16 protein-coding genes and 1 pseudogene are annotated in these 21,221 nt (G+C 55.5%); 10 read left to right on the forward strand and 7 right to left on the reverse strand.

Translation table 11 applies throughout. The features are described from left to right. Nucleotides 1–80 precede the first annotated feature (80 nt). Nucleotides 81–368 (reverse strand): helix-turn-helix domain-containing protein, encoded by a 288-nt coding sequence (locus tag GRI44_RS02390; protein WP_160599861.1) that lies wholly within the window; start codon nt 366–368, stop codon nt 81–83. Continuing rightward, nucleotides 365–715, reverse strand: coding sequence for a type II toxin-antitoxin system RelE/ParE family toxin (locus tag GRI44_RS02395; protein WP_160599862.1), 351 nt, complete (start codon nt 713–715; stop codon nt 365–367). Before GRI44_RS02395 ends, GRI44_RS02390 begins: the two co-directional genes overlap by 4 nt. Before the next feature lie 206 nt (nt 716–921). Between GRI44_RS02395 and GRI44_RS02400 the strand changes: the two are divergent. Both GRI44_RS02400 and GRI44_RS02405 read left to right on the forward strand, forming a co-directional pair. Beyond that, a pseudogene (locus GRI44_RS02400) lies at nt 922–1,646 on the forward strand (IS6 family transposase). An 819-nt stretch (nt 1,647–2,465) separates the two neighbouring features. Next, nucleotides 2,466–3,029, forward strand: coding sequence for a hypothetical protein (locus GRI44_RS02405; RefSeq protein ID WP_160599863.1), 564 nt, complete (start codon nt 2,466–2,468; stop codon nt 3,027–3,029). 589 nt (nt 3,030–3,618) lie between these two features. Here GRI44_RS02405 and GRI44_RS02410 read toward each other — a convergent pair. Both GRI44_RS02410 and GRI44_RS02415 read right to left on the reverse strand, forming a co-directional pair. Next, entirely contained in the window at nt 3,619–4,086 is a 468-nt protein-coding gene (locus tag GRI44_RS02410; protein ID WP_160599864.1) for a GNAT family N-acetyltransferase, read from the reverse strand. 265 nt (nt 4,087–4,351) lie between these two features. After that, nucleotides 4,352–4,555 carry a hypothetical protein gene (locus GRI44_RS02415; RefSeq protein ID WP_160599865.1) on the reverse strand — a complete coding sequence of 68 codons (204 nt, stop codon included), beginning with the start codon at nt 4,553–4,555 and terminating at the stop codon, nt 4,352–4,354. A 377-nt stretch (nt 4,556–4,932) separates the two neighbouring features. On the opposite strand from GRI44_RS02415, the gene GRI44_RS02420 reads away from it, so the two are divergent. From GRI44_RS02420 to GRI44_RS02435, 4 genes are read left to right on the forward strand one after another with little or no spacing between them, the layout of a single operon-like run. Beyond that, entirely contained in the window at nt 4,933–5,604 is a 672-nt protein-coding gene (locus GRI44_RS02420; RefSeq protein WP_160599866.1) for a TnsA endonuclease N-terminal domain-containing protein, read from the forward strand. Continuing rightward, nucleotides 5,604–7,709 carry a hypothetical protein gene (locus tag GRI44_RS02425; protein WP_160599867.1) on the forward strand — a complete coding sequence of 702 codons (2,106 nt, stop codon included), beginning with the start codon at nt 5,604–5,606 and terminating at the stop codon, nt 7,707–7,709. The genes GRI44_RS02420 and GRI44_RS02425 overlap by 1 nt, the downstream gene beginning before the upstream one ends. Continuing rightward, nucleotides 7,706–9,301, forward strand: coding sequence for an AAA family ATPase (locus GRI44_RS02430; RefSeq protein ID WP_160599868.1), 1,596 nt, complete (start codon nt 7,706–7,708; stop codon nt 9,299–9,301). The genes GRI44_RS02425 and GRI44_RS02430 overlap by 4 nt, the downstream gene beginning before the upstream one ends. A gap of 4 nt (nt 9,302–9,305) precedes the next feature. Continuing rightward, a complete protein-coding gene (locus GRI44_RS02435) occupies nt 9,306–10,547 on the forward strand; it encodes a TnsD family Tn7-like transposition protein (protein WP_160599869.1) in 1,242 nt (413 codons plus the stop codon). Nucleotides 10,548–11,207: 660 nt separating this feature from the next. Here GRI44_RS02435 and GRI44_RS02440 read toward each other — a convergent pair. From GRI44_RS02440 to GRI44_RS02450, 3 genes are all read right to left on the reverse strand, one after another. Beyond that, entirely contained in the window at nt 11,208–12,158 is a 951-nt protein-coding gene (locus tag GRI44_RS02440; protein WP_160599870.1) for a hypothetical protein, read from the reverse strand. Beyond that, nucleotides 12,146–13,396 (reverse strand): glycosyltransferase, encoded by a 1,251-nt coding sequence (locus GRI44_RS02445; RefSeq protein ID WP_202386117.1) that lies wholly within the window; start codon nt 13,394–13,396, stop codon nt 12,146–12,148. Before GRI44_RS02445 ends, GRI44_RS02440 begins: the two co-directional genes overlap by 13 nt. Before the next feature lie 1,387 nt (nt 13,397–14,783). After that, nucleotides 14,784–17,180: an ATP-binding protein gene (locus GRI44_RS02450; protein ID WP_160599872.1), complete on the reverse strand. Its 2,397-nt coding sequence runs from the start codon at nt 17,178–17,180 to the stop codon at nt 14,784–14,786. A 127-nt stretch (nt 17,181–17,307) separates the two neighbouring features. On the opposite strand from GRI44_RS02450, the gene GRI44_RS02455 reads away from it, so the two are divergent. From GRI44_RS02455 to GRI44_RS02470, 4 genes are all read left to right on the forward strand, one after another. Further along, the gene (locus tag GRI44_RS02455) at nt 17,308–17,700 is read left to right on the forward strand and encodes a response regulator transcription factor (RefSeq protein ID WP_160599873.1); all 393 of its coding nucleotides are present in this window, start codon (nt 17,308–17,310) and stop codon (nt 17,698–17,700) included. Nucleotides 17,701–17,830: 130 nt separating this feature from the next. Continuing rightward, the gene (locus tag GRI44_RS02460; protein ID WP_160599874.1) at nt 17,831–18,748 is read left to right on the forward strand and encodes a YaiO family outer membrane beta-barrel protein; all 918 of its coding nucleotides are present in this window, start codon (nt 17,831–17,833) and stop codon (nt 18,746–18,748) included. Beyond that, nucleotides 18,745–19,716: a HEAT repeat domain-containing protein gene (locus GRI44_RS02465; RefSeq protein WP_160599875.1), complete on the forward strand. Its 972-nt coding sequence runs from the start codon at nt 18,745–18,747 to the stop codon at nt 19,714–19,716. Before GRI44_RS02460 ends, GRI44_RS02465 begins: the two co-directional genes overlap by 4 nt. A 107-nt stretch (nt 19,717–19,823) precedes the next feature. Then, entirely contained in the window at nt 19,824–21,143 is a 1,320-nt protein-coding gene (locus tag GRI44_RS02470) for a glycosyltransferase family 2 protein (RefSeq protein WP_232842952.1), read from the forward strand. Nucleotides 21,144–21,221: the final 78 nt, after the last annotated feature.

The raw sequence follows: 21,221 nt of genomic DNA on the forward strand, positions 1-21,221 counted from the left end.
GAGGTCGGCTAATGGGCCTTTTATAGACAGTCCGCTTTTCATTTCACAAGGGTCGAGACCAGACGTTCGGCGGCCAGTCTCTATGCGTCCGCCAGCGCCTTCGCTACGCCATCCGGATCCTTCTCGATGATAGTGAGCAACGCTCGCGCAGGAGCATCCGGCTGACGGCGGCCCTGCTCCCAATCCTTCACTGTGCCGATCGGCAAGTGATAGGCGCGCGCGAATTTGACCTGAGTCATATTGGCCCGCGCACGCAGCGCCTTTATATCCGGCCCGGCAACAATGTTGGCACGCTTCTTCTCTCCACCAATGAAGGCGGCCGCATCATCGATACCCTCAAGGATGCCCTTGAAATCTTCGTCCTTCATTTTCTCAGCTCCTTTTTCAGTGCGGTAAGTGCCGTCTTGAAGACGTTCTTCTGCTCAACGATGAGGCTATCGTCTTGGCTCTTGTCGAGCATCCAAAGCAAGAACACCGGATTTTCTTCATCTGCGAAGAAGCTGAAAACGCGGTAGCCACCACTCTTGCCAGTCGAGTCTTTCGCAACGCGTCCTTTGCGAAGCCCGCCAGTTTTCGGCTCAACTTTGCCAAAGCCGGGATCACTTGCGTATACGTCGTATATCGACTGAAGTTCAGCTTCACTCACATCGAGCATCTTTGCCACGCGCTGAAAAGCGCTGGTAGAAACAACAGTGTGGATCGGTGCCTTGCTCATAAATCGCATCTACGGCAATGCCGCCCTTCATGCAAGTAAAAAGGACGGCAATGCCGTCCTTTTAGTCGGCGGCGGTAAAGACCGCCTACCCACCTTGCTGACGTTCGCCAATACCAGGCGGATATGGAAGCCATTGCGTCGGTCCGGTGCTGTCAGACCAAATGCACCAGATTGAAAAGTGAGGCGGATTGAGTAGGGCGATGGCCATGCCAAGACTTCGAAAATCAGCCAGTCCGTTCCGTTACTTCAACTCATCGGATGAAATCATCCGCCTGGTTGTGATGATGTACGTTCGATATCCGCTTAGCTTGCGGGACGTCGAGGATCTTCTTTTCGAACGCGGCATCGACATCTGCCACGAGACGGTTCGCTTCTGGTGGAACGGGTTCGGGCCGATGTTTGCAAATCAGATCCGTAGACGCCGAGTAAAGCAGTTCAACGGCTACCGTCACTGGCGCTGGCACGTCGATGAAGTCTTTGTGAAAATCAATGGAAAACGGCACTATTTGTGGCGTGCGGTTGATCATGAAGGTGAGGTTCTGGAAAACTATCTTACTAAGAAGCGGGACAAACGCGCGGCTTTGCGGTTCTTGAAGAGGGCGCTGAAACGTTACGGGAAAGCCGAAACCATCGTGACCGACCGGCTGAAATCCTATCCTGCAGCTATGCGCGAGTTGGGTAATCTTCAGAGTCGAGAAATGGGGAGGTGACTCAATAACCGAGCCGAGAATAGTCACCTTTCATTCCGACGAAGAAAGCGCAATGCTGCGATTTCGACGGATGAAATCGTTACAGAAATTCGTCTCAGTTCATGCCAACGTCCACAACCACTTTAACTTGCAGCGCCACATCGTCGATCGCCAAACATACCCAAACATACAAAGCTAACCGCTCGGCCGCCCTAGCTGAGTGGCAGAACCTCGTGGCTTGAGGCTCGACGCAATCAAGACTCAGCTGCGCCAAGCGGAGACGAGTTGCGATTGGACTGACAGCACCGAGGGCAGCTTAAGCGTATGTGCGCCTTAAAGCAGACTTACCCGTGGGTCCGAAGACCCGGTCTCTCAGTTCAGATTTGAAGCTGGCCGAATAAAAATGGGATTCTGAATTCGCGTGATACCTCATCGTGTCGTCACTGAAGGCGCAACGCTCGCACCGCAGCTCCTGAAAAACTTGGCTATAATTGTGCTACCAGTTTGGTAGCTTCACCCACCAAATTGGGCCAGAGGAAACAGCTGTTGAATCGGGGGCACGGATGGGGGATCAATATTTCCGGAACGAATAAACTGATTAGCAAATTCAACTAGATATTCTTAGAAAATGAATCCCTCCGTCTCCGCCACTACTTCCCTAAAAGCGTGGGATTGCGCCCCCATCTGCCGCCCGATGCCCCATAGGGTGCGCTAATGGGCCACCCATAGCGGTTGCTCCAAGCTCGATTTGTGTTGATTGTTTTTCAAACGATGTCGGTGCTCGGTCGGTGTATGATCACTGGAAGGGTTGCTAGTTTTTGCTACTCTAGCAATGGCGAACGCTCTGCGCTCGGTTCTCTATCCGCCTCTATTTTGGAAACCTCGCGCGGGCGAGAAAATGTAATAGCGCTGCTACGCCGGATCGGATGCGCCCGCATGTGTTGTTGAGCGCGGAAATTCGGCAACCCCCTGGAAATGTCCGCTGAGTGGTGTGTACAAGAGAGGCACGACCGGCCGGTTTTGGATGGATGGCGGTCATCCGACAAGGTAAGCATGCTAACATGCATATTCCGGGATGGTTTCTGGCTGCGTGTGGTTCGGCAACTCTAGCCAGTTGCGGGCAACCATTAGGGGAATATGAGCTTGAGACTATACAGCTAACAGCGGAAGCACCGTTGCCGGAAGGCGTGCGCGCGCCAATCTATGGACGATATCTGAAAGTTGAACTTTCATCCGAAACAAGTCTGACTGCGATCGCCGACACGATTGACGGAGTGTATGCTCACGCCGATTTTTGCCCTTTCTCCGACCCTTATTCACTAACGACGTTTGGTCCATTTAGTAGCGACAATGTCGATTTACAGGTGCCGAGCTTCGCTGAGCCTTTGCAGCGAGGGCCGGACGGCAAGTTCCACTACAACGTCTTCATCGTGCCCAAGCATCCTATGCCGAATGTAACCTATAGTAAGGCCGCTCGCGAACGAGAGACATACGACATTGGATCGAATGGCCGCGACGTCTGTCTAATGATCGACGCGCCAGGCTACGACATCATAAAGTCTAAATCCGGGCTGATCAGGATACCATACGAGCAAATTGCAGCTTCGTTGTCGTCGGGGCTCTAAATACCTCATCAATGTCCGAAATTGGGTCGCTTCCTGCCGGTCTGCTTTTGGAACCATCGCCAGACGACTGGAACGTCGAAAATTGGGTGGCTTGCTGACATCAGGAGAACCGATGCTCAAGCCCACAGTCAGGGTAAACCTCTACGCGCTGCGAAGAACTACCGCCATGATCGCAGACAGAGACGACGTAGGGCTGATCATTGTTCCATAGCGTAGGCTGGTTCACGCCGCAGATAAGCTGCTCGCGCTCGATGTTCTGACGCACCTATTCGACTACGTCACGTCGCGAGTACGATCGACAGGCATCAGCATCGTACGCCCACGACATCAGCAGAGGGGTGGCGAGCCAAACGAGGACGACGAGCCCGACGGTTGCTAGCACGACGAGCGACACACGCTTCAACGGAGGTCTGGGAGTCATCTTCATGTCAGCACTATAGTTGAACGTCGAAATGTCCACTATTGGGTCGTTAGCTGCCAGTCTGCTTTCAGGTGCGCTTCCATGCGGCTGAAACGTCAAAAACTGGGGTGGAATCCAGAAGGACAGGGTTGAGGGCTCAGACTAGCAAGACCAGTCGTTCAGCCGGCCCTACAGCTTCTTGATTACCCGCACGGTCTCAACCTGAAATCCTGCCCGTTTGTAAAATTCAAATGCTCGCGTGTTGCTACCAAACACATCGAGCGCCACCCTCGCGTAACCCATTTCTAAGGCCCACTCTTCTGCCTTCTGGATGAGAGCTTTCGCTACCCCCTTGCCTTCATGCATTCTCTCAACGGCGAGTAGGGCGATATACGCACAGGGCTCCGATAGCACTTCATCACTACCTTCCCGCACACTCACGTAGCCAAGCAGCTCATTTGCTTCGTCGACCGCCAGGAACGTAGCACTCCTCCCCGCACTTTGCTCCCACGCTGTTGCAGTGAAAGCAGCTTGAAAAGCCTCAACTTCGGCGTCTGAATGGGTTGGCGCATTAATGACCTCAGTCAACCGAGGATTTAAACGTTCAATGAAGGCCCGATCTTCCTCATCACGCTCTGGCCTGATAGAAAACGTCATTCTTGTGCCTTTTAACTATAGTGAATTTGGCGTTTTCTAGCCGTTTGAGCCTGAGCTAGCGGCCGATCGCATCGGGGACAACATCCCATCTTCATTGTCCGAAATTGGGTCGCTAGCTGACTGTCCGCTTTTATCAGAATGATGAGCAAAACTGACTCCAGGCGATAATGCGTGTTGCTGTTCCAGTACTAAAATTTATCGCTGCTCGATCACGCAGAGGTGGCACCAGGACTCTCGAGAGGCTCTGGATCTTTTACGTTTCTTCTCAATCCAGTTCAAACACGCATACTATCCTGCTCGCCGGGATCATGACCTTGCGGCACACGCCGTTCTCATCGGGATGGTCCATTGTGCCAATCAGCATGTGATTTCTTGTCGCCATTGTCCGCGCCAGGTCCGCCAGATTTTTTTCTGGCAGGTCGACCTCCAGCGGAATTTGCTGTGCGATACAGATCCTAAAAATTGCCATCACCACGCCGATCCTGAAAAGAAAAGAAAAAAAAGAAAAAAAAAGAATAAAAAAACCAAAAATATTTAAAACTCAATATTATTTTCTAAAATCATCATCAAAAGGCTGCTGACTCCTCCAAAACAGAAATAGAAGCTTGCCATTTATCATGACCTTGGAAAGTGTTGACTTCGTTCTATGATGTCGGAATACTATCGTTAGTCTGGCCGAGTCGCAAGATGCGGCCATTTCAAGTAAGTGGTGCTGATATGGTAGTGTCAGTCAGAAGCCGTAGTTCAAATGGCGGGCGGGCAAGAGATCGCGGCCTGAAGGTCCAGCACGTTCCTTCCAAAGGACGCGCTTCCCGCATCCTGCAGGCGGAAAAGGTCCATCACCTGATGAGCGATATCGAGACCCGCCTCCACGCCGAGCTCGAATGGAACCGGGCGGTTACCAGGATCGAAGCCCAATATCTCCTGCCCCTCCACGCGACCGAACGCATCGCAGCGGCGCTGGGCATCCGCCACCCGCAGATCCCGCACACGCGCGAGCCGGCGCCGATGTCGACCGATCTCTATTTCGAGATGATACTGGCGGGCGTGACCACGCGGCACGCACGCTCTGTCAAAAGCGCCGATGCCTTCGATATTCGGGGGCGGTCCCCGAGGCGCGCAGCCGCGGTGAGGCACATGAGTGAGAAGCTGGAGATCGAGCGGCGCTACTGGAGCGAGGCCGGGGTGCACTGGCGCCTGGTGACCGACCTTGATCTATGCCGGGTGCGCTGCGCAAACATCCGCCTCCTGCTCTCGACTGACAAACTTGACCCCGCCCTGGGCCCCGGTTTCTGGCAGGACGCGATCGACCTCACCGCGGCAATCCTGAAAGCCGGCAGCGACCGGCCGCTGGCATTCCTTGCCCAGAGAGCGGAGGAAACTGCCGGGCTGGAGGCGCGGCATTTCATCGCCTGCGTGCGCCATCTGTGCACCGCGCGCGTGCTGGCCTTCGACATGAGCGTACATTTCTCGCCGGAACTGCGCGCCAGCGACTTTGTCTTCACGGAGGAAGGCTGATGTTTTTCGTACGCGACGTGATCCAGCATGGCCGCAAAGGTCAGTTCAGAATTGTCGGTATCCACCGAGACGCAGTCTTCCTGTTCGACCTCAATGCAGTGCGAACAGTGATCACGGAACATTCCCTCGAGGCGCTGAAGAGCGGGCTGGGCAAGGGCAAGGTCGAATTTCTCGCCGGCCATGCGTTCAATTGCAGGGCTGGCCATGATCTTTCCAAGGCGCAGGTGCGGCGCATTACCCAGCGGCTCGAACAGGTTCGCGATCTGGTCGTGCAGATGCCGGCCATTTTTTATTCGCCGGACCGCGGTCGCCTCGTGTCTCAAGCCTCGCGCAAATTCGGCGTGTCGGCCAAGACGCTGCACAAGGCGCTCTTCCAGTTCTGGCACGGCGGCATGACCATGGATGCGCTGGTGCCGCATTTCGAGCGCTGCGGCGCGCCGGGCAAGGACAAGCCGCTTGACACCATCAGGGGGCGCAAGCCTGACGAAGGCATGGCCCGGGCGCCGGCGCTGACCCAGGAGATGCTGAACGCGTTCCAGCGCTGCACCGATGGGCACTACAAGCGCAACCGGCATGTCACGTTGGCGGAAACCTATAATATGGTCCTCGATCTGCTGTGCACGCGCAGCGTGACCGACCCCGAAACCGGAGCTCCGATCACTTTCGTGAAGGATCCAGACGTAGCGATCCCCACGGAGCGCCAGTTCCTATACTGGTATTACAAGCAGGGACGGGCCAAGTCGGACGCGAAGGCAAGGTTCGGTGACGTCAGGATTGCGCTGCGCTCGCGCGCACGCTTGTCCTATGCTGCGCAGGACAATCCCAACGCCGGCGGCCGCTTCATCGTCGATTCTACCAAGCTCGACGTTAACCTGGTCTCCTCCACCAATCGCGAAATCTTCATCGGTACGCCCACCTTCTACATCGTGGTCGATGAAGTTACCGCCATGATCGTTGGCTTTGCGATTTCTCTCGAGAATACCTCCTGGCTTGCGCAGGGCGTGGCGATCTTCAACTGCTTGGAAGACAAGGTGGCGTTCTGCCGCCGTTACGGGATCGAGATCGCGCCGGAGGACTGGCCGGTGCACGGCATGATGCCAATCCGCTTCCTGTTCGACCGGGGTGAGGCGCGCGGCGAACTCGCCACCGAATTCGCCCGCAAGTCCGGGCTGATCGTGGAAAACACCAGTCCCTACCGCGGCGATCTGAAGGGGATTTGCGAGCAGCGCTTCGATCTGGTCAACGAGACCCTGCGTCCGCAGATACCCGGGGCCCGCGACGCGGATTCGGGCAAGCGCGGCGAGCGGGACCCGCGCCTCAACGCCTCGCTCAACCTCGAGGAGATCACGCAGGTTCTGATCCATACCATCATCTATCTCAACAACCGGGTGGTGACGGGTTTTCGCCAGTCGAAGGCCATGCTCGCGCAGCAGGTCCCCAATATTCCTGCCGCCATGTGGAACTGGTGCCTCGATACCGGGCGCAGCGCGCTGATCCGCTTCGACAAGGATGAGATCGGCATTTCGCTACTGCCTTCGGGCACGGGGAGCATCACCGCGCAAGGCGTCTGCTTCAAGGGCCTCTTCTACACCTGCGAGCGGGCGGAAAGCGAACAGTGGTTCGAGCAGGTTAATGCCGCAGGTTCGCAGCGGCAGATCAGTCTTTCCTACCATCCCTGGCTGATGGACGCGGTCTATCTTCACGTGGAAGCGGGGCGCCGGCCCGAGCTGGCAGTCCTCACGCCGTACAGCCAGAACCATGCTGGCATGTCGCTTCCCGAAGTGGAGCAGCTGCGGTTGGCCAAGCGGATTGCTACGCAGGGGCGGCAGCTCGACCAGACATTGCTCCACGCCGATTACCGCAACCAGGTGTCCCACATCGTCCAGTCCGCTGTGCAGGAACGGATCGATCACCTGCGCCCCCGCGATCTCAAGGGTGCGCGGGAGCACCGCGCCCTCGATGCAGCGAGCAACCGAGAAGACGAGAAGGAACGCCTGCGGCTTGGCATTGCCCAGTATGATGCGCAAAGTGGCGATCCGGAAGGCGGGCGGGAAGTTCAAGGTCCCCCGCCTGGCGACGAGCTCGGCGATGGAGAGGCGCTGTGACCGCCCGTCCAGATGATCAGGATAATCCCTACATTGCGGCGCTTCCCGCGCTTGTAACGATGCGAGAGCGGGCGGATGAGCTTCGCGTAGCGCCGCATTACAGCGCGCAGGAGCGCAGCTTGCGCCCAGTCGAGCGGCGCTTCGCGCTGATGCGCCTGTCGCGGGTCTTCATTCCTGCTCCGCGCCATATCCGCTTTGCCGAAGGGCTCGATATGCTGCTGTACAGTGGCTACGAGGGCCGCAATCCTTCAGGAATGGGCTTTGCGGCCCGGGCCGGTAAAATCGCGCGGCTACGCCAGGCAGGCACGCTGCTTGCGCCTAGGCCATCGTCCGGCAGCGGGGGCGCGGGCAATGGGTTCCTGATTGGTGCGCCGGGCATGGGCAAGACGCGGACCATCGAGCACAGCCTGCGGCGCTACCCGCAGGTGTGCGACCATCCCGGGCTTCCCCGACAGATCTGCTGGATGAAACTGGAGTGTCCCAGCCGCGGCTCGATCCGGAGCCTGTGCATCCAGTTCTTCGATGAGCTCAGCCGGCTCGTGGGCAATACCGACTACCGCGCGCTCTACGGACACCGGAAAGCTTCGGAGGATACGCTGATGAGCGATATGGCGCTTGCGGCGAGCTTTCACGGGCTCGGGATCCTCGTCATCGACGAGATCCAGCATATCGGCCGGATATCAGGGGAAGAGCATGGCCTCATGACCTTCCTCACCCAGCTGACCAACCAACTGGGGATCCCGGTCGTTTTTATCGGGACGCTGTCGGTCCTGCCCCAAGTCCAGCGCACCGCGCGCATGGCGCGGCGCAGCGTCGGGCCGGCCTGCGCGCTGTGGGAGCCGCGGCGCGATGATCCGGACTGGCGCAGCCTGCTCGAGGAGGTCTGGCGCTACCAGTGGACCGAGAAGGTCAATCCGCTGACCGAGGAACTGGCTGCCACCTTCTACGATTGCACCGGGGGCATTATCGACCTTATGATCAAGCTCTACCTCTCGGTGCAGCTGAGGTTGATCTATCGCAGCGAGATCCGCGGCAGCACGCACGAGGAGATCATCACGCCCGAGTTTGTTCGGCGGGTCGCCGATGCTGACTTTGCGCCCATCAAGCCGATGGTCGAGGCGCTGTGCCTCGGTGATCGGACAAAGCTCGCCAGGTTCGATGACCTCCACAGTTTCGACCGCGGCTTCCGGGAATCGCTGAGCCAGCTTTTCGACCAGCCCCTGCGCGCTCAGATCACCGCACCGCCGATCGATCTTTCCATCCTCCCTGCGCCCGAGGGGGATGCGTATCAGATGATCTGGGCGAAACTTTCCAATGACGGCCTTGGCGAGGAAATCATTCTCCAGCTGATCGACACGGTGCGCGCCGAGGGTCTCGATGCCGAGCAGGATCTGCTTGGTTTCTTCGCACGGATTTCCGAATTGAAGAAAAAGCGCAAGGGTCGCAAAGCTCCCGCCGAGAAGCCGGATACCGCGGCGATGGAGGCGTGCGACCTGCGACGGCTGGTCGCCGAGGCAGCCGAGAGCGGGCTAACGCCGCTCGAGGCGATCAGGGGCGCAGGCCTTACCGGCATCTGGCTGGAGGCTGCGTAAACTCGTGGACTGGTTTCCCGAGCCCTATCCCGACGAGACCTTCTACAGTCTGCTGGCGCGGCTCTACCGCTATCTCGGCAGCCCGAATTATGCGGCATTTGCTCGCGCGCTGTCAGGTCGCCGGCATTACGTGTCGCTGTGCCACCTTCCGTGCGGTCTCGCTGACCTGGCACTGAGGTTTGGATGGTCCGAGGATGATCTCACGCGCCTGATCCGCGATCAAACGGCGCTGCCCTATTTTACCGCCTTTGCGAGCGCAGAGGTCCGCGCCAAGGCGGCCGCGCAAATGTTGAGCCGAGGGGCCTCGCTGCAGTTTTCTCTCGGGCTGTCCACCAGCAAGGTGCCGCTCCCGGACACGCTGCAGTTCTGCCCTCAATGCCTCAAGCAAATGCTGGTTGAGCGAGGGGAGCAGTGGTGGCTGCGAACTCACCAGCTGCCCGGTGTCGCGGTATGGCCTGATCATGGATCGGTTCTCCGCCGGACTGTGTTTCGGGTTTGCGCTTCAGATCGCCACCGGCTTGTCTGTCCGGACGAAGCCAATTGTCCTGACAGCGCACCTTTGCTGACTTCAGCGAGGGTGAGCCCGCAGTCAACGGCTTTGCTTGTGGGCTTTGCGAGAGCTAGCCGTAGGCTCTTGCAGGTCCCTCCGAAGCCGCGGTCGGAGCGGCAGATCTGGCAGGGATACCGGCGCGATCTCGCCCGGCGCGGTCTGCTTAAGGGTACCGATCATGTTCGCCACCAGGAGCTGGTTGCGATCACCGCACAATATTGGGGCGATGCACTTGATCAGATTCCGGGGCTGAGCTTTCGCAGTGATACGGGAAACAGCTGGCTCATAGATTTCGTCAGGAACAAGCGAAGTCTGCATGCGCCGGCGCGCCATCTCGTCTTTCAGCTGGCGGTGGCCGCTGCGCCAGCGGTCTTAAGACCCTTCGGAGAGCCACCATGGGTTTGCGAGAATCCGCTGGCCAGTCATTTCGGGCAGCGAACGGTGGTCCACCTAAAACTCATTCGCGACCGCGGTAAGGTGCATGCACATTTTCGCTGCGAATGCGGCTACAGCTACAGCCGAACGCAACAAGTTGATGGGACGATCGGTGAGCCCAGGTTCAGGGAGTTTGGACCGATGGTCATATCATTTCTCAAAAAAGCTAAACACCAAAATCGTTCGTTGCGGTCTACTGCTAAAGCGCTGCGCGTTGATTCCAAGACTGTCAAAAGGATCCAGCAGGATCTGGATATCTGAAAGTTTGTGGCGCCACTTTCGAACGCATCATGGCGCTACTTTCGTCGGTCTGTTTGGACATCAAATATAGAAGCGACCTACTGTCACTCATTGCTTAAATTTTCGACTTCGGCCCTATTTGAGCTATTTTTTAAAGTGTGCTTTGGATGGCCAAAATCGTTAAGATGCTGATTAATCGGATCGCGCAAATTCGGTGCTCATATGACTGCTTCGTCGGACGATCCTAGCTGGCTCCTTTACAACGCCAATTTGCCTCAGCAGCTGTTCGTCGATCGATTTGAATACTGGATTGTGCATGACTGCTTTATTGGATGAACCGGAACGTCTTCTATTGCACGGCAAACCGTTGAGCCCGCCATTCCTTCGTGAATTTAGAAACCGGTTTTTGAGTGACCGCTTCGTCGGACATTCGAAACTCTTTGTATTGGATCTCGAAGGCTGGGAAGCGGACCTTCTTTCAATCACGTTCATGCATTCGGCGGCTCGGTTGTAATCCCATATGGAGAAAGTCTGGGGGCCACGTCACCCTGAGCAAGCCAGTGTCTTTGGCACTACGTGTTCGAAAGCCCTTCATACCCTTGACCCTAGTAAATCATTTGCAAACAAATTCAGGAGATTCGTGCTTCACCCGCAGGTCCTGTCGAAAAATAAGAAAAGATATTAAAAGCGCCTGACAATTCCGATTTTAGCTTGAAAATAATTGTAGGCTGGGCTGATTTCGGAATTGTCTGACGGTGTGTCAGTGTAAGTAAGCTCACCATTTAGGGAAAAGCCGGAGGAACGCACCGGGCTTTCTATCCGCAGTTGCGCAAAGGTCGACTGGTTCCAGCTGCGATTGGAATCCCGTTGCAAACCGATCCCTCCTGCGGCTTGAAGCATCCACCCTTCCTTTGTAAACCGGCGCATCTGCACAATAGGAAGCACCTGGGCGTAATATCCGGGAGAGTAATAGTCGAACTCGGCAGGCACGCTCGAATGAAAATATCGTGCCCGCAACTGGGCGGATAATCCAAGTTCAGGTTTCACCACATGCACATAGGTGCCACGCAAGTGGATGCGCTCGTTTTTGCCAGTAAAAATCTGATAACCAGCCAGCAGATTGATTATATTGCGGTCGTTCAGCGGAAGGTCGATTGCCGCTCCTCCGAAGGTTGAATAAATCGGAGTCTCATCCAGGCCCATCGGGGTTTCGACAATATCACGCTCCACAAATACCTCTTTTCGGTAGGCGGATGTGTCATTCGCAGAAATTGCGCCGATAGCTGTGTGCATGTCCGTGCCGACCCGCGCACGCAATTGCCAGCCACCGGCTTCATTCCCGTATAGCACAAAAATCCGTTCACGATCCTGCGTGTCTTGCCCAACTGGTCTGTACCAAGCTTTCTCGAACCGTACTCCTAGCCGATCGTTCTCGTCGATATTTCGCAAGTCGAAATCAGCGGCCACGCGGATTACTTCAGTCTGGTCACGATCTGTCGAGAAGAACACTTCTGTTCCCACCGCTGGGTGCACGTAACTCTGCTCGTTTTCCTGCGCCTCCAATGTGTCTGAGTAAACCAAGCCTGCTGCCGCAACGATAGTGAATGCACATTTGAAATTCACGAATTCCACTGCTTTTTGCCTCCTGTAAATTCGGCGAAATATCCCCACACAGACACTGGCTGCATCAAAAGCGGGTAAACAAATGCAAACAATACGAAGCCCCAGACACTGCGCTTCATCCGGATGTTTTGCCGCTTCAGCATTCGCATCTGGATGCGGTAAATGACCAGGTTCCAGAGCGCTGCAATCGGCAGCACGAGTAAGGTGACCGGGCCGGCCAGCCAGAAAATTCCGAATAATGCCAAAATTATGCCCGGTATAAAGGCCAGGGTAAAAGCAAGGTCGATGCTCACAAACAACAGGTTCCACCAGATAAACATGGTTGATAGCCGCCTTTTCTTAAGCAGGCTTCCGTGCAGAGCCAACGCTTCGATCATGCCGCGTGCCCAGCGCTTTCTCTGCTGCGCTAGTTCGCGAAATGTTGTCGGCGCCATGGTCCAAGCAATGGCATCTTCGGCATGGCCGACACAGTAGTCGCGATTGAGAAGATCCCAGGTCAGCACGATGTCTTCGCCCACCATATCTGGCCATCCGCCGACTTCAAGAAGTGCAGATCGCTGATAAAGGCTGAATGCACCTTGCGCGACTAGGGTGCCATCATACATCCCTTGCATACGTTTTACCGCAGCAATTCCGTGGAAATAATCCCACTGCTGGGCTTTTGTAATCCAGCTTTTAAATGCGTTGCCAACTAGCACGGTACCAGCAATCGCCACTGTACCGGGTGGGCTGGCCTCAAGCCGTTCGATCATCGCGGTAAGGCATCCCGGTTCCAGCAGGGTATCTGCGTCGATCGTGACGACCAGTTCATGGCTTGCCAGCTCAAGACCATGGTTGAGCACACCCGCTTTGCCGCTGTTCTGCTCGCGACGGACCGGCCGCAAGATCCTGGAGGGCAGGGCTGCGAAAAGACTTTCGCAAGACTGCACCACGGCAGTGGTTCCATCTTGTGAGCCATCATCGAGAACGATAATTTCTAGCTCGCCCGGATATTCCAGAGCAGAGAGACTGAGCAGAGTGTCTCCGATCAGCTCTTCCTCATTATAAGCCGCGACAAGCACACTTATGGATGGCCAATGTTGCGGGGTGCGGCGTTGGGCATCCGGGCGCAGCACCAGGCTGACCAACAGAAAAGCATTCATAAAGCCGGGCACATAGGCGATGAAAGTAAGAACGACCAAAGCAAGGATCGGATGGGTCAGGGCTCCCAGATCTGCCAGCCAAGGCATCGACAGCCAAATGCTCAAGACGACCCAAGCTAATGCAAAGAGCATGGCTATTGCAAAACGCAGTTTCTTTCGGCGTTCCCTATTGCGCCAATAGTTTTCAGGTATCGGACCTCCATATGGGTGTGCATTAGCAACCATTTTCTAATCTCTTGTTTACGTAATGAAGGTGCCATCGGCTCGACATTCGCCGTTGGGCAGCAGTGATTGCACGTAATTTGAAGCCGCTTCAGCCCTGCCTCGACTTTTCGTTGTTAACGCTGGGATAAGGATGACTGTGAGGGGATTGGTAGAACTCTAAGTGCATTAAGCCGGAGAAAGGATCCGCCATGCACGATCATATAATTGATAGATCAATTGATGCGTTACTCGTTTTGGCGATCTTCGGAGCTAAGGCTCTGGTCGCAGTGGGCGCATTTCAGGCAATTTAAAAATTCAATAGATTGCGCACGATCTTCTGCCGTTGGTGGACTAATTCGTGTCGCTATCTTTCCGCCGCCTGTCGCCAATATCGTTGGTGACATTTTCTAAAAGCGCGCGACTGCCATCAGCGGAAGATTGGACCACGCCTTTCAGGTCAGGCGGTGGCGCCAGTCTTCTTTCCTCGCTGGCTTGCTCAAGCCCTGCCCAAGTAGCGCCGACCAAGACCACAGCACCCGCAGCAGCGCCCAGCGCCAATCCGAAAACGGTTAGAGGACGCGTCGCCTGATAACGATAGTCATCGCCTGACCTCGTATTCAATGCGTTCGATGGGCAATTTATCGGTGTAGAAATGGCGCGAGCCCTTGTTTTGTTGTACAAACCTTACGAACAAACCCTGCATTTGGATGCAACGTTTTGGCAATTAAATTTGCATTGGATGCATTTAATTCGCGCCTGACGAGCAAATAAAGATCGTCTAGGTTTGGGGAATCCCTAAAATCTGAATGGTCCGATCGTGGACTGCCTAGCAGCTGAATGTTTTTCTAACACCAAGTTTTTTCATTGAAAACAGTTACTTAATACGTCTTGTTGGACGTACAATTTGGCCGGGTAAATCGGATATATTGCCCACAGATGAGCTGTGTCGGCAAGTGGCCGTTACAAGTAGCGAAAAAATTTAGAGCAACGCTACTGCTGTTTACAGGACTTGTGATATTGCGTTGATGACAACCCAAAGTCGCCATGCGATCGCCTTTGTCAAAAGACGAATGATCGAGCAAAAATGTCCCTATTGGGATCGTGCTGCTAATCTGTTTGCGCGGGCAAACTGCAAGCGGTTGGGACGGCAAAACCAGATGCGCAGCTGGCGCTCGGAAAAAAATTTGGAAGAGGCTATCGAGTTTTGTTCGCAGCGACGGATACGCAGGCGAGCTTTACTGACCTTGCTTCAGCCCAAGATATGGTAAGGCCACAGCGCGCTGTGCTGTCATGCTGAAAGCGACTTCAAGGCCTCCTCGAGGATTGCCTTGCCCGTTTTTGCATCGGCTAACTGCAACCCATGAATCCACTCGTCACTTTTCGCGCCGAGACTGGCTTGCCCGAAATATTCTGCAGTGCCCGATATCTTATGAAGCAGTTTCGCCAATTCAGCGAAACTGTCCCGGTCAAACTTGCCTTGCCGCAAAGCCATCGCGATAGCTGCGGCAGTGTCTGCCTTGCGAGCAGAAAATCTGGCTTCCAGTCCAGCGTCAATCTCGGGCTCGATGACGGCTGACTTGCTACTTTTACGGGGAACCCAGCGGGACACTGCCTGCGCTAAATCACGGCTCCGGACTGGCTTGGCCAGATGGCCCTGCATCCCTGCTGCCTGGCAATCCGCGATATCGTCAGCATATGCATTTGCGGTGAGAGCAATGACGGGCAGAGTTTTAGGGTCGTGACCATCCTGACGCAGGCGACGAGTGGCTGCCAGACCATCCATGAACGGCATCTGCACATCCATCAGCACAAGATCGTACGGCACACCGTTTTGTTTGGCATCGGTGACCATCTCAATTGCTTCAAGACCGTTTGAGGCAATGCCGAACGTGCTGCCAATCTGGGTCAGCATGGCCTTGATCAGGGCCTGATTGATATCGTGGTCTTCTGCGACCAAAATATGGGCGCCTACGATGTTGTCCGAGGAATCTGCCGCATCACGGTCAGCCAAAGGGTTCACTTGCTCGACAATACCTTCGCTTGGTAACAATGGAATTCGGAGAGAGAATGTCGAGCCCACACCCAATTCGCTTTCGCATGTCAACGTTCCGCCCATCATTTCGGCAAGCTGGTTGCTGATGGACAATCCCAGCCCGGTTCCCCCGTACTGCCGCGCGGTTGAAGCATCGGCTTGCGCAAAATGGCCAAAGATGTTGCTGATTTGGTCACTGGGAATGCCGATACCTGTGTCAGTGACGTGCACACACAGCAATGGCCCGGCCTCAGCTTCTTCAGTACAGACCCGCACCACGATCGAACCACAGGAAGTAAATTTTACAGCGTTTGCGACCAGATTGAGAACGACTTGCCGTAAACGCAAAAGGTCTGCTTCAATCCAGGCTGGGATCTTGTCTTCCACAGTCAGAAGCATCTGCAGCCCTTTGGCTTGCGCGACCCCTTCCATCAGCCGGAAGCTGCTGGCTATGCGGTGCCGAACATTGACTGGTTCACGCTGAATAGTGACTTGACCCGCCTCGATCTTGGCCATGTCGAGAATATCGTTAAGCAACCGCATCATTGTGCGGCCTGATTCGGCGATCATTTCGACATGGTCGCGTTGGCCTGAAGCAAGGTTGCCCGCCAGCAGTAATTCGGTGAATCCGATGACACCATTCATTGGTGTGCGGATTTCGTGGCTCATGTTAGCCAGAAACTCTGATTTGGCAGCTACTGCCTTTTCGGCAGAATTCTTGGCCTCACGCAACTCTTGGCGAATACGCTCTCTGTTGGATAGCACCGCCACGACGGGAATCCCGACCGAAAAGGCCGATCCCAAAAACAGCTGAAGCACGATCAAGCGAGCTCGCATGTCTCCCTGCACTAACGCTATGGGACCCATGTTGTGATAGGTGGCGACTGTGGCGAACGTAGCGAAAGTGGCTACTGCCATCGCAGCCCCCGGCAAACCCCCACGAAAAGCTGCGAGCAGCACGACAGGAAAAGCAAGAAACAGCAATGGAAAGCTGCTCTGGGCAAATATCAGCGTCGCCACCAAAATTACTGCTGCACTGACCACGCACCATTCAAAAATCTCGCCAACGCGCGGCAGACGCCGGTCGCGCCACCAACCCATCATGATTAAAGTTGCCGGCGACAGAATAGGTATAAGCAGCCCGTGAGCAGCGCACCATTGCCACCATGCCGCCGGATTGAAGAATGATCCTGGCGCGGCGAGCGCAAATCCTGCGATCAAACCGCACAACGGCGGAATCATCACACCAGCGAGCACCAAGACGCCAAGATCGCGATATTCCGAAATATCCGGTTGCGGCCCACAAAACTTCCGAATTGCCACGATGACGAGCGAAATTTCCAAGGCATTGCCACAGGCTAGCATTATGGCAGTCAGCGCCGCATCTCCAATCACGAGATTGGACAGCACATTGCCGGCAAAACAGGAAACCACCAGCCAGACCGTGCGCCGGTCGATATGATTGCAGCAGACGCCTATGATGATCGCGTTAACGCCAAAGATCGCTGCCAGCCGGCCGTCATAACTGAAGAGCTTGAAGCTCAACCAGTTGCCGACTGCAAAGAAAAGCGCTGCGAGCAGCAATCTGGAGACGTTGACCCGCAACTGGGCAGCACCGGCATGGTGATCACCAAGTAAAAATTTTGAAATCATGAGGCCACTCGCAGCGTGCCGGACAGTGTCGCGCCGACATCCTGAAATGGCTCTTACCCACAACATGATACCAATTTGTTAACCATGTCGGGGGTAGTCATCAGGATTAGATTGCCAAGGATCTCTTATGGCCAATATTTTGATCGCAGACGACGACGACATTCTCGTCGACATGATTGCCCACCGACTGCGTTCTGCGGGCCACACGGTCACGGCTGCCGCGGACGGCGAAGAGGCCCTTCAGATGGTTGGCCATGCGAAGCCTGATCTGATTGTGCTGGATTCCATGATGCCGGTCCTGTCCGGCATGGAGGTGTTGACAGCTTTGTCCCAGCAAAGCGATATGGTCAACATTCCTGTTCTGTTTCTCTCCGCCCGGAAGGGTGAGAACGACATTGTTTCCGCATTGGCTGCGGGAGCGAGCGATTATCTTACAAAGCCTTTCATCCCGCAAGAATTGCTGACGCGCATCACAGTACAGCTAAAACGGAGGGGCGGCTTTGCTGAACCATCGAATTAGCGTTCTTTGTGCTGGAATAGTTCTGGCCAGCAGCGTCGTTAGCCCCACGATCCCAGCAGCTTTTGCGCAGGAAGCGGTTTCTGCAGAAGATTTGCGGATTGCTGCGCGTAATCAGGCTGCGCAGGGAAAGATGGCGCAAGCGCAGCAATCAATTGAACAGGCGCTGGCAATTGAGCCAGCCAACCTCGATTTGCAAATCGCCCGAGCCAATATCTTGTTATGGAAGGGCGAAATCCAAGCCGCGATAACGCAGGCAGACGCGGTCCGCTCGATTGACGCGTCCTATCCTGGCCTTGCCGATTTCGACACGGCCTTCCTGCGCCAATCCCGGCTCCAATCCCAGGGCAGCGGCAACGCGAGCTTGCTTTCAGTTTCGGTAGCCGCCGGCTTAGCAGATCTGAAGTTTGCATCGGGTCGCGCTGCGCAATGGGAACATGCCGTCATCGCGGCGTCATATGGCAAGCGCAGCGGGACGGTTGTGGTCGCTGAACTGGATGCCGAGCGGCGCGAGCAAACTGATGTGCGGTTTTCAGCTCGAGCAACCACGCGAATGCAAACCGGCACCTATTATATTGCCGCAGGCATCACCCCGGACGCCAGTTTCCGCGATGACTGGCGCATTGCAGCAGGCGCCGACGCGCTGCTTTCTCGAAACCTTCAGGGCTCACTCGATTTGCGGCTCGCCCATTTTGGCAGCGGCGTTTTTACGGCAATCGAGCCGGGTGTGACCTATCGCGTGGCGCCTCGTCTTAGCGCTGGTGGGCGAATGATCAATCTGTTCAGCAGTGATGGCCGTTACCGTGCAGGGGGGGCAGTGCGGCTGGATTATGAGACTTTAGATGATGGAGCCTTCTTTGTCGGTGCGGCCCGTTATCCTGACACCGAAGCCGGGGTTACACAGACGCTCCAGGCCTACTCCGTAGGCGCGGCATGGGCTGTCGACCGGCATTTGCGGCTTCGAATTGCCGCGGCACAAGAAACGCGCCAAAAAAGCTATCGCAACCGTTCTGTAAATCTGGGTCTAGAATTTAGGTTCGACAACCGATGAACGGTTACAGCGCTATCATCCATTTCTGTATCTGGTCGAGCGTGGCCATGGCAGTGGCTTTTGCGGCGCTGGTCTTACGCCGATTTTATACCGAACGCGGGGAGCCGATTAGCAAAGCTCGGCAAACAGCCATAACCCGTTCGTATTTGCAACGGGTTCAGGGCTTTTCCGCCGACACCAAGGGCGCGCAGTGGAAACCGGCCGATTGCATGAATGCTGTGAGCCATCTTTTACTGCTTTTGCGCGGCGGGGAGCGTGAAATTCTCGTCCAATTGGCCGAACAAGATGGTCTGCTTGAGGGTACTTTGCGTTTGTCACACGCTAGGCGCCCGGCGCGCCGTATCGACGCTGTTCGCATATTGCAGCAATTCGGCGGCGCACTTGCAGAACAGCGCCTGACCCAGATGCTCGCCGATGATGGCCACAATATCGTGCGCCTCAACGCCGCATTTGCCTTGGCCCAATTTGGCAAATTGCCGCCACCTCGTGAGACGATTGCAATGCTCGGCATGCAGTCGCGAACGCCGACCAGCATGGATGTAGCGATGTTGCGCGCTATGGCGCCGGACCATGCTGCCCAGCTACATGATATGCTTGACGAAACCATGCCGTCTTCACGCCGTGCTGCCATTATCGACGCCCTTGGCTGGTCTGCTGATATGTCGGTTTTGCCGATGTTGGAACAGGCAGCGTATTTCAATGATGTCGACGTTCAGTGCTCTGCTCTCAGGGCAGCAGCAAAGCTGGGGCATCCTAGTGTTAGTGAATGGGTTATTCGCGCATTGGACGATTGCAATCCGAATGTGCGAACACAGGCAATTAATAGCTGCGCTTCGCTAGGGTTGGTCGAAGCTGTTCCAATGATACATAGACTGACGAGCGATCCCGAGTTTTGGGTTCGGTTGCGGGCTGGTGAAGCACTGGATCAACTAGCTCCCGATATGCGCCGAATTGCGACATCTGTATGACTAGCGAGACAGCATTCTTTTTGGCCGCTCACGCAGTCATGCTTTTGGCATATGGTTGCCTTGTGGTCGTGGTTTTCCGAAACGCTGTTAGCGTGGTGCAATTGATTATGGCCGCATATGATTTTGCCACGCGGGTAAAACCATCGCAATTCTCGGTCGACCTTTGGCACAGATACAGTGATCTCACTTTGCCAGTCACCGTTATCGCACCTGCCTTTAACGAGGAACTATCGATTGTGGATTCCATTCGGGCGCTCCTCGCCTTGGAATATCCAGAGCATGAAGTCATCGTCGTGAATGACGGGTCAAGTGACAATACGATAGGCAAGCTGATTGATGCGTTTGACTGTGTTCCTTCCGACCGGGCGCAGCTTGCTGCGTTGCAAAAGACGAGAATTATCGCCACTTATCGCTCTCGCAGTCATCCTAATCTGATTGTGATCGACAAGGAAAACGGGCGCAAGGCAGACGCTGTAAATGCGGGCATTGGTTTTGCCCGCACCCCATTGGTGTGCGTAATTGATGCTGACTCCATCATCGAACGAGATGGACTGCTGCGCGCTGCCGAGCCGTTCATGTATGACACAGGGAAAATGGTGGCTGTCGGCGGGGCCATCCGGATCGCAAATGGCTGCGAAATACGAGGGGGAGCGCTCCGTAAGGTCGGCGTTTCCAGCGCATGGCTGCCGCGGTTCCAGATCGTAGAATATCTACGCGCGTTCCTGACTGCCCGCGTCGCAAATGCCAGCAATAACACATTGCTTCTAATTTCAGGCGCATTTGGCATGTTCCGGCGTTCCACGCTCATTGAGATTGGCGGTTATCGGCATGACACTGTAGGGGAAGACTTGGAGCTAATTGTCCGCATTCACCGCCACATGCGCGAACAGAAGCGGGAATATGCCATCGGTTTTGTCCCTGAAATTGTCTGCTGGACCGAAGCGCCAACGACCCTATCCGGTCTTCGCAGCCAACGCTCGCGATGGCAGCAGGGCTCCTTGGAAACACTTATTCGTCATCGTAAGATGATCGGTAATCCGCGCTATGGCCGGATTGGTCTGCTCTCCATGGTGCAACTGGTGATCGAGGATGTTGTTGGCCCCCCTGCCGAACTGTTTGGCTATATGGTCATACCGGTCGCTCTTTTCCTGGGCGTGATGGATCCGCTTGCCGCGCTGCTATTCCTCTGCGTCACAGTCCTGTTTGGAACAGGCTTGAGTATCGGCACCCTTGCGCTTGAGGAAATGCAATTGCGCCGTACGCCGTCCGCACGTGATCTGCTGCGCATCGGCGCTGCTTCGGTGGTGGAGAATTTCGGCTATCGGCAAATTAATCTTATTTTTCGCCTGGCCGGGATCATGCGCCATTTCAAGAAAGATACCAGCTGGGCAGCGGTGCCTCGGGTCGGCTTCGGCCCTCAATCTTAGGTAGAACCATCGCGCAGATCTGCGCGAACTGTTGAAAGGGTCAAGCCGGCGAGCTGCCGACTAGAAATACGACGTTTG

Source organism: Allopontixanthobacter confluentis (assembly GCF_009827615.1).
GTDB classification, from domain to species: domain Bacteria; phylum Pseudomonadota; class Alphaproteobacteria; order Sphingomonadales; family Sphingomonadaceae; genus Allopontixanthobacter; species Allopontixanthobacter confluentis.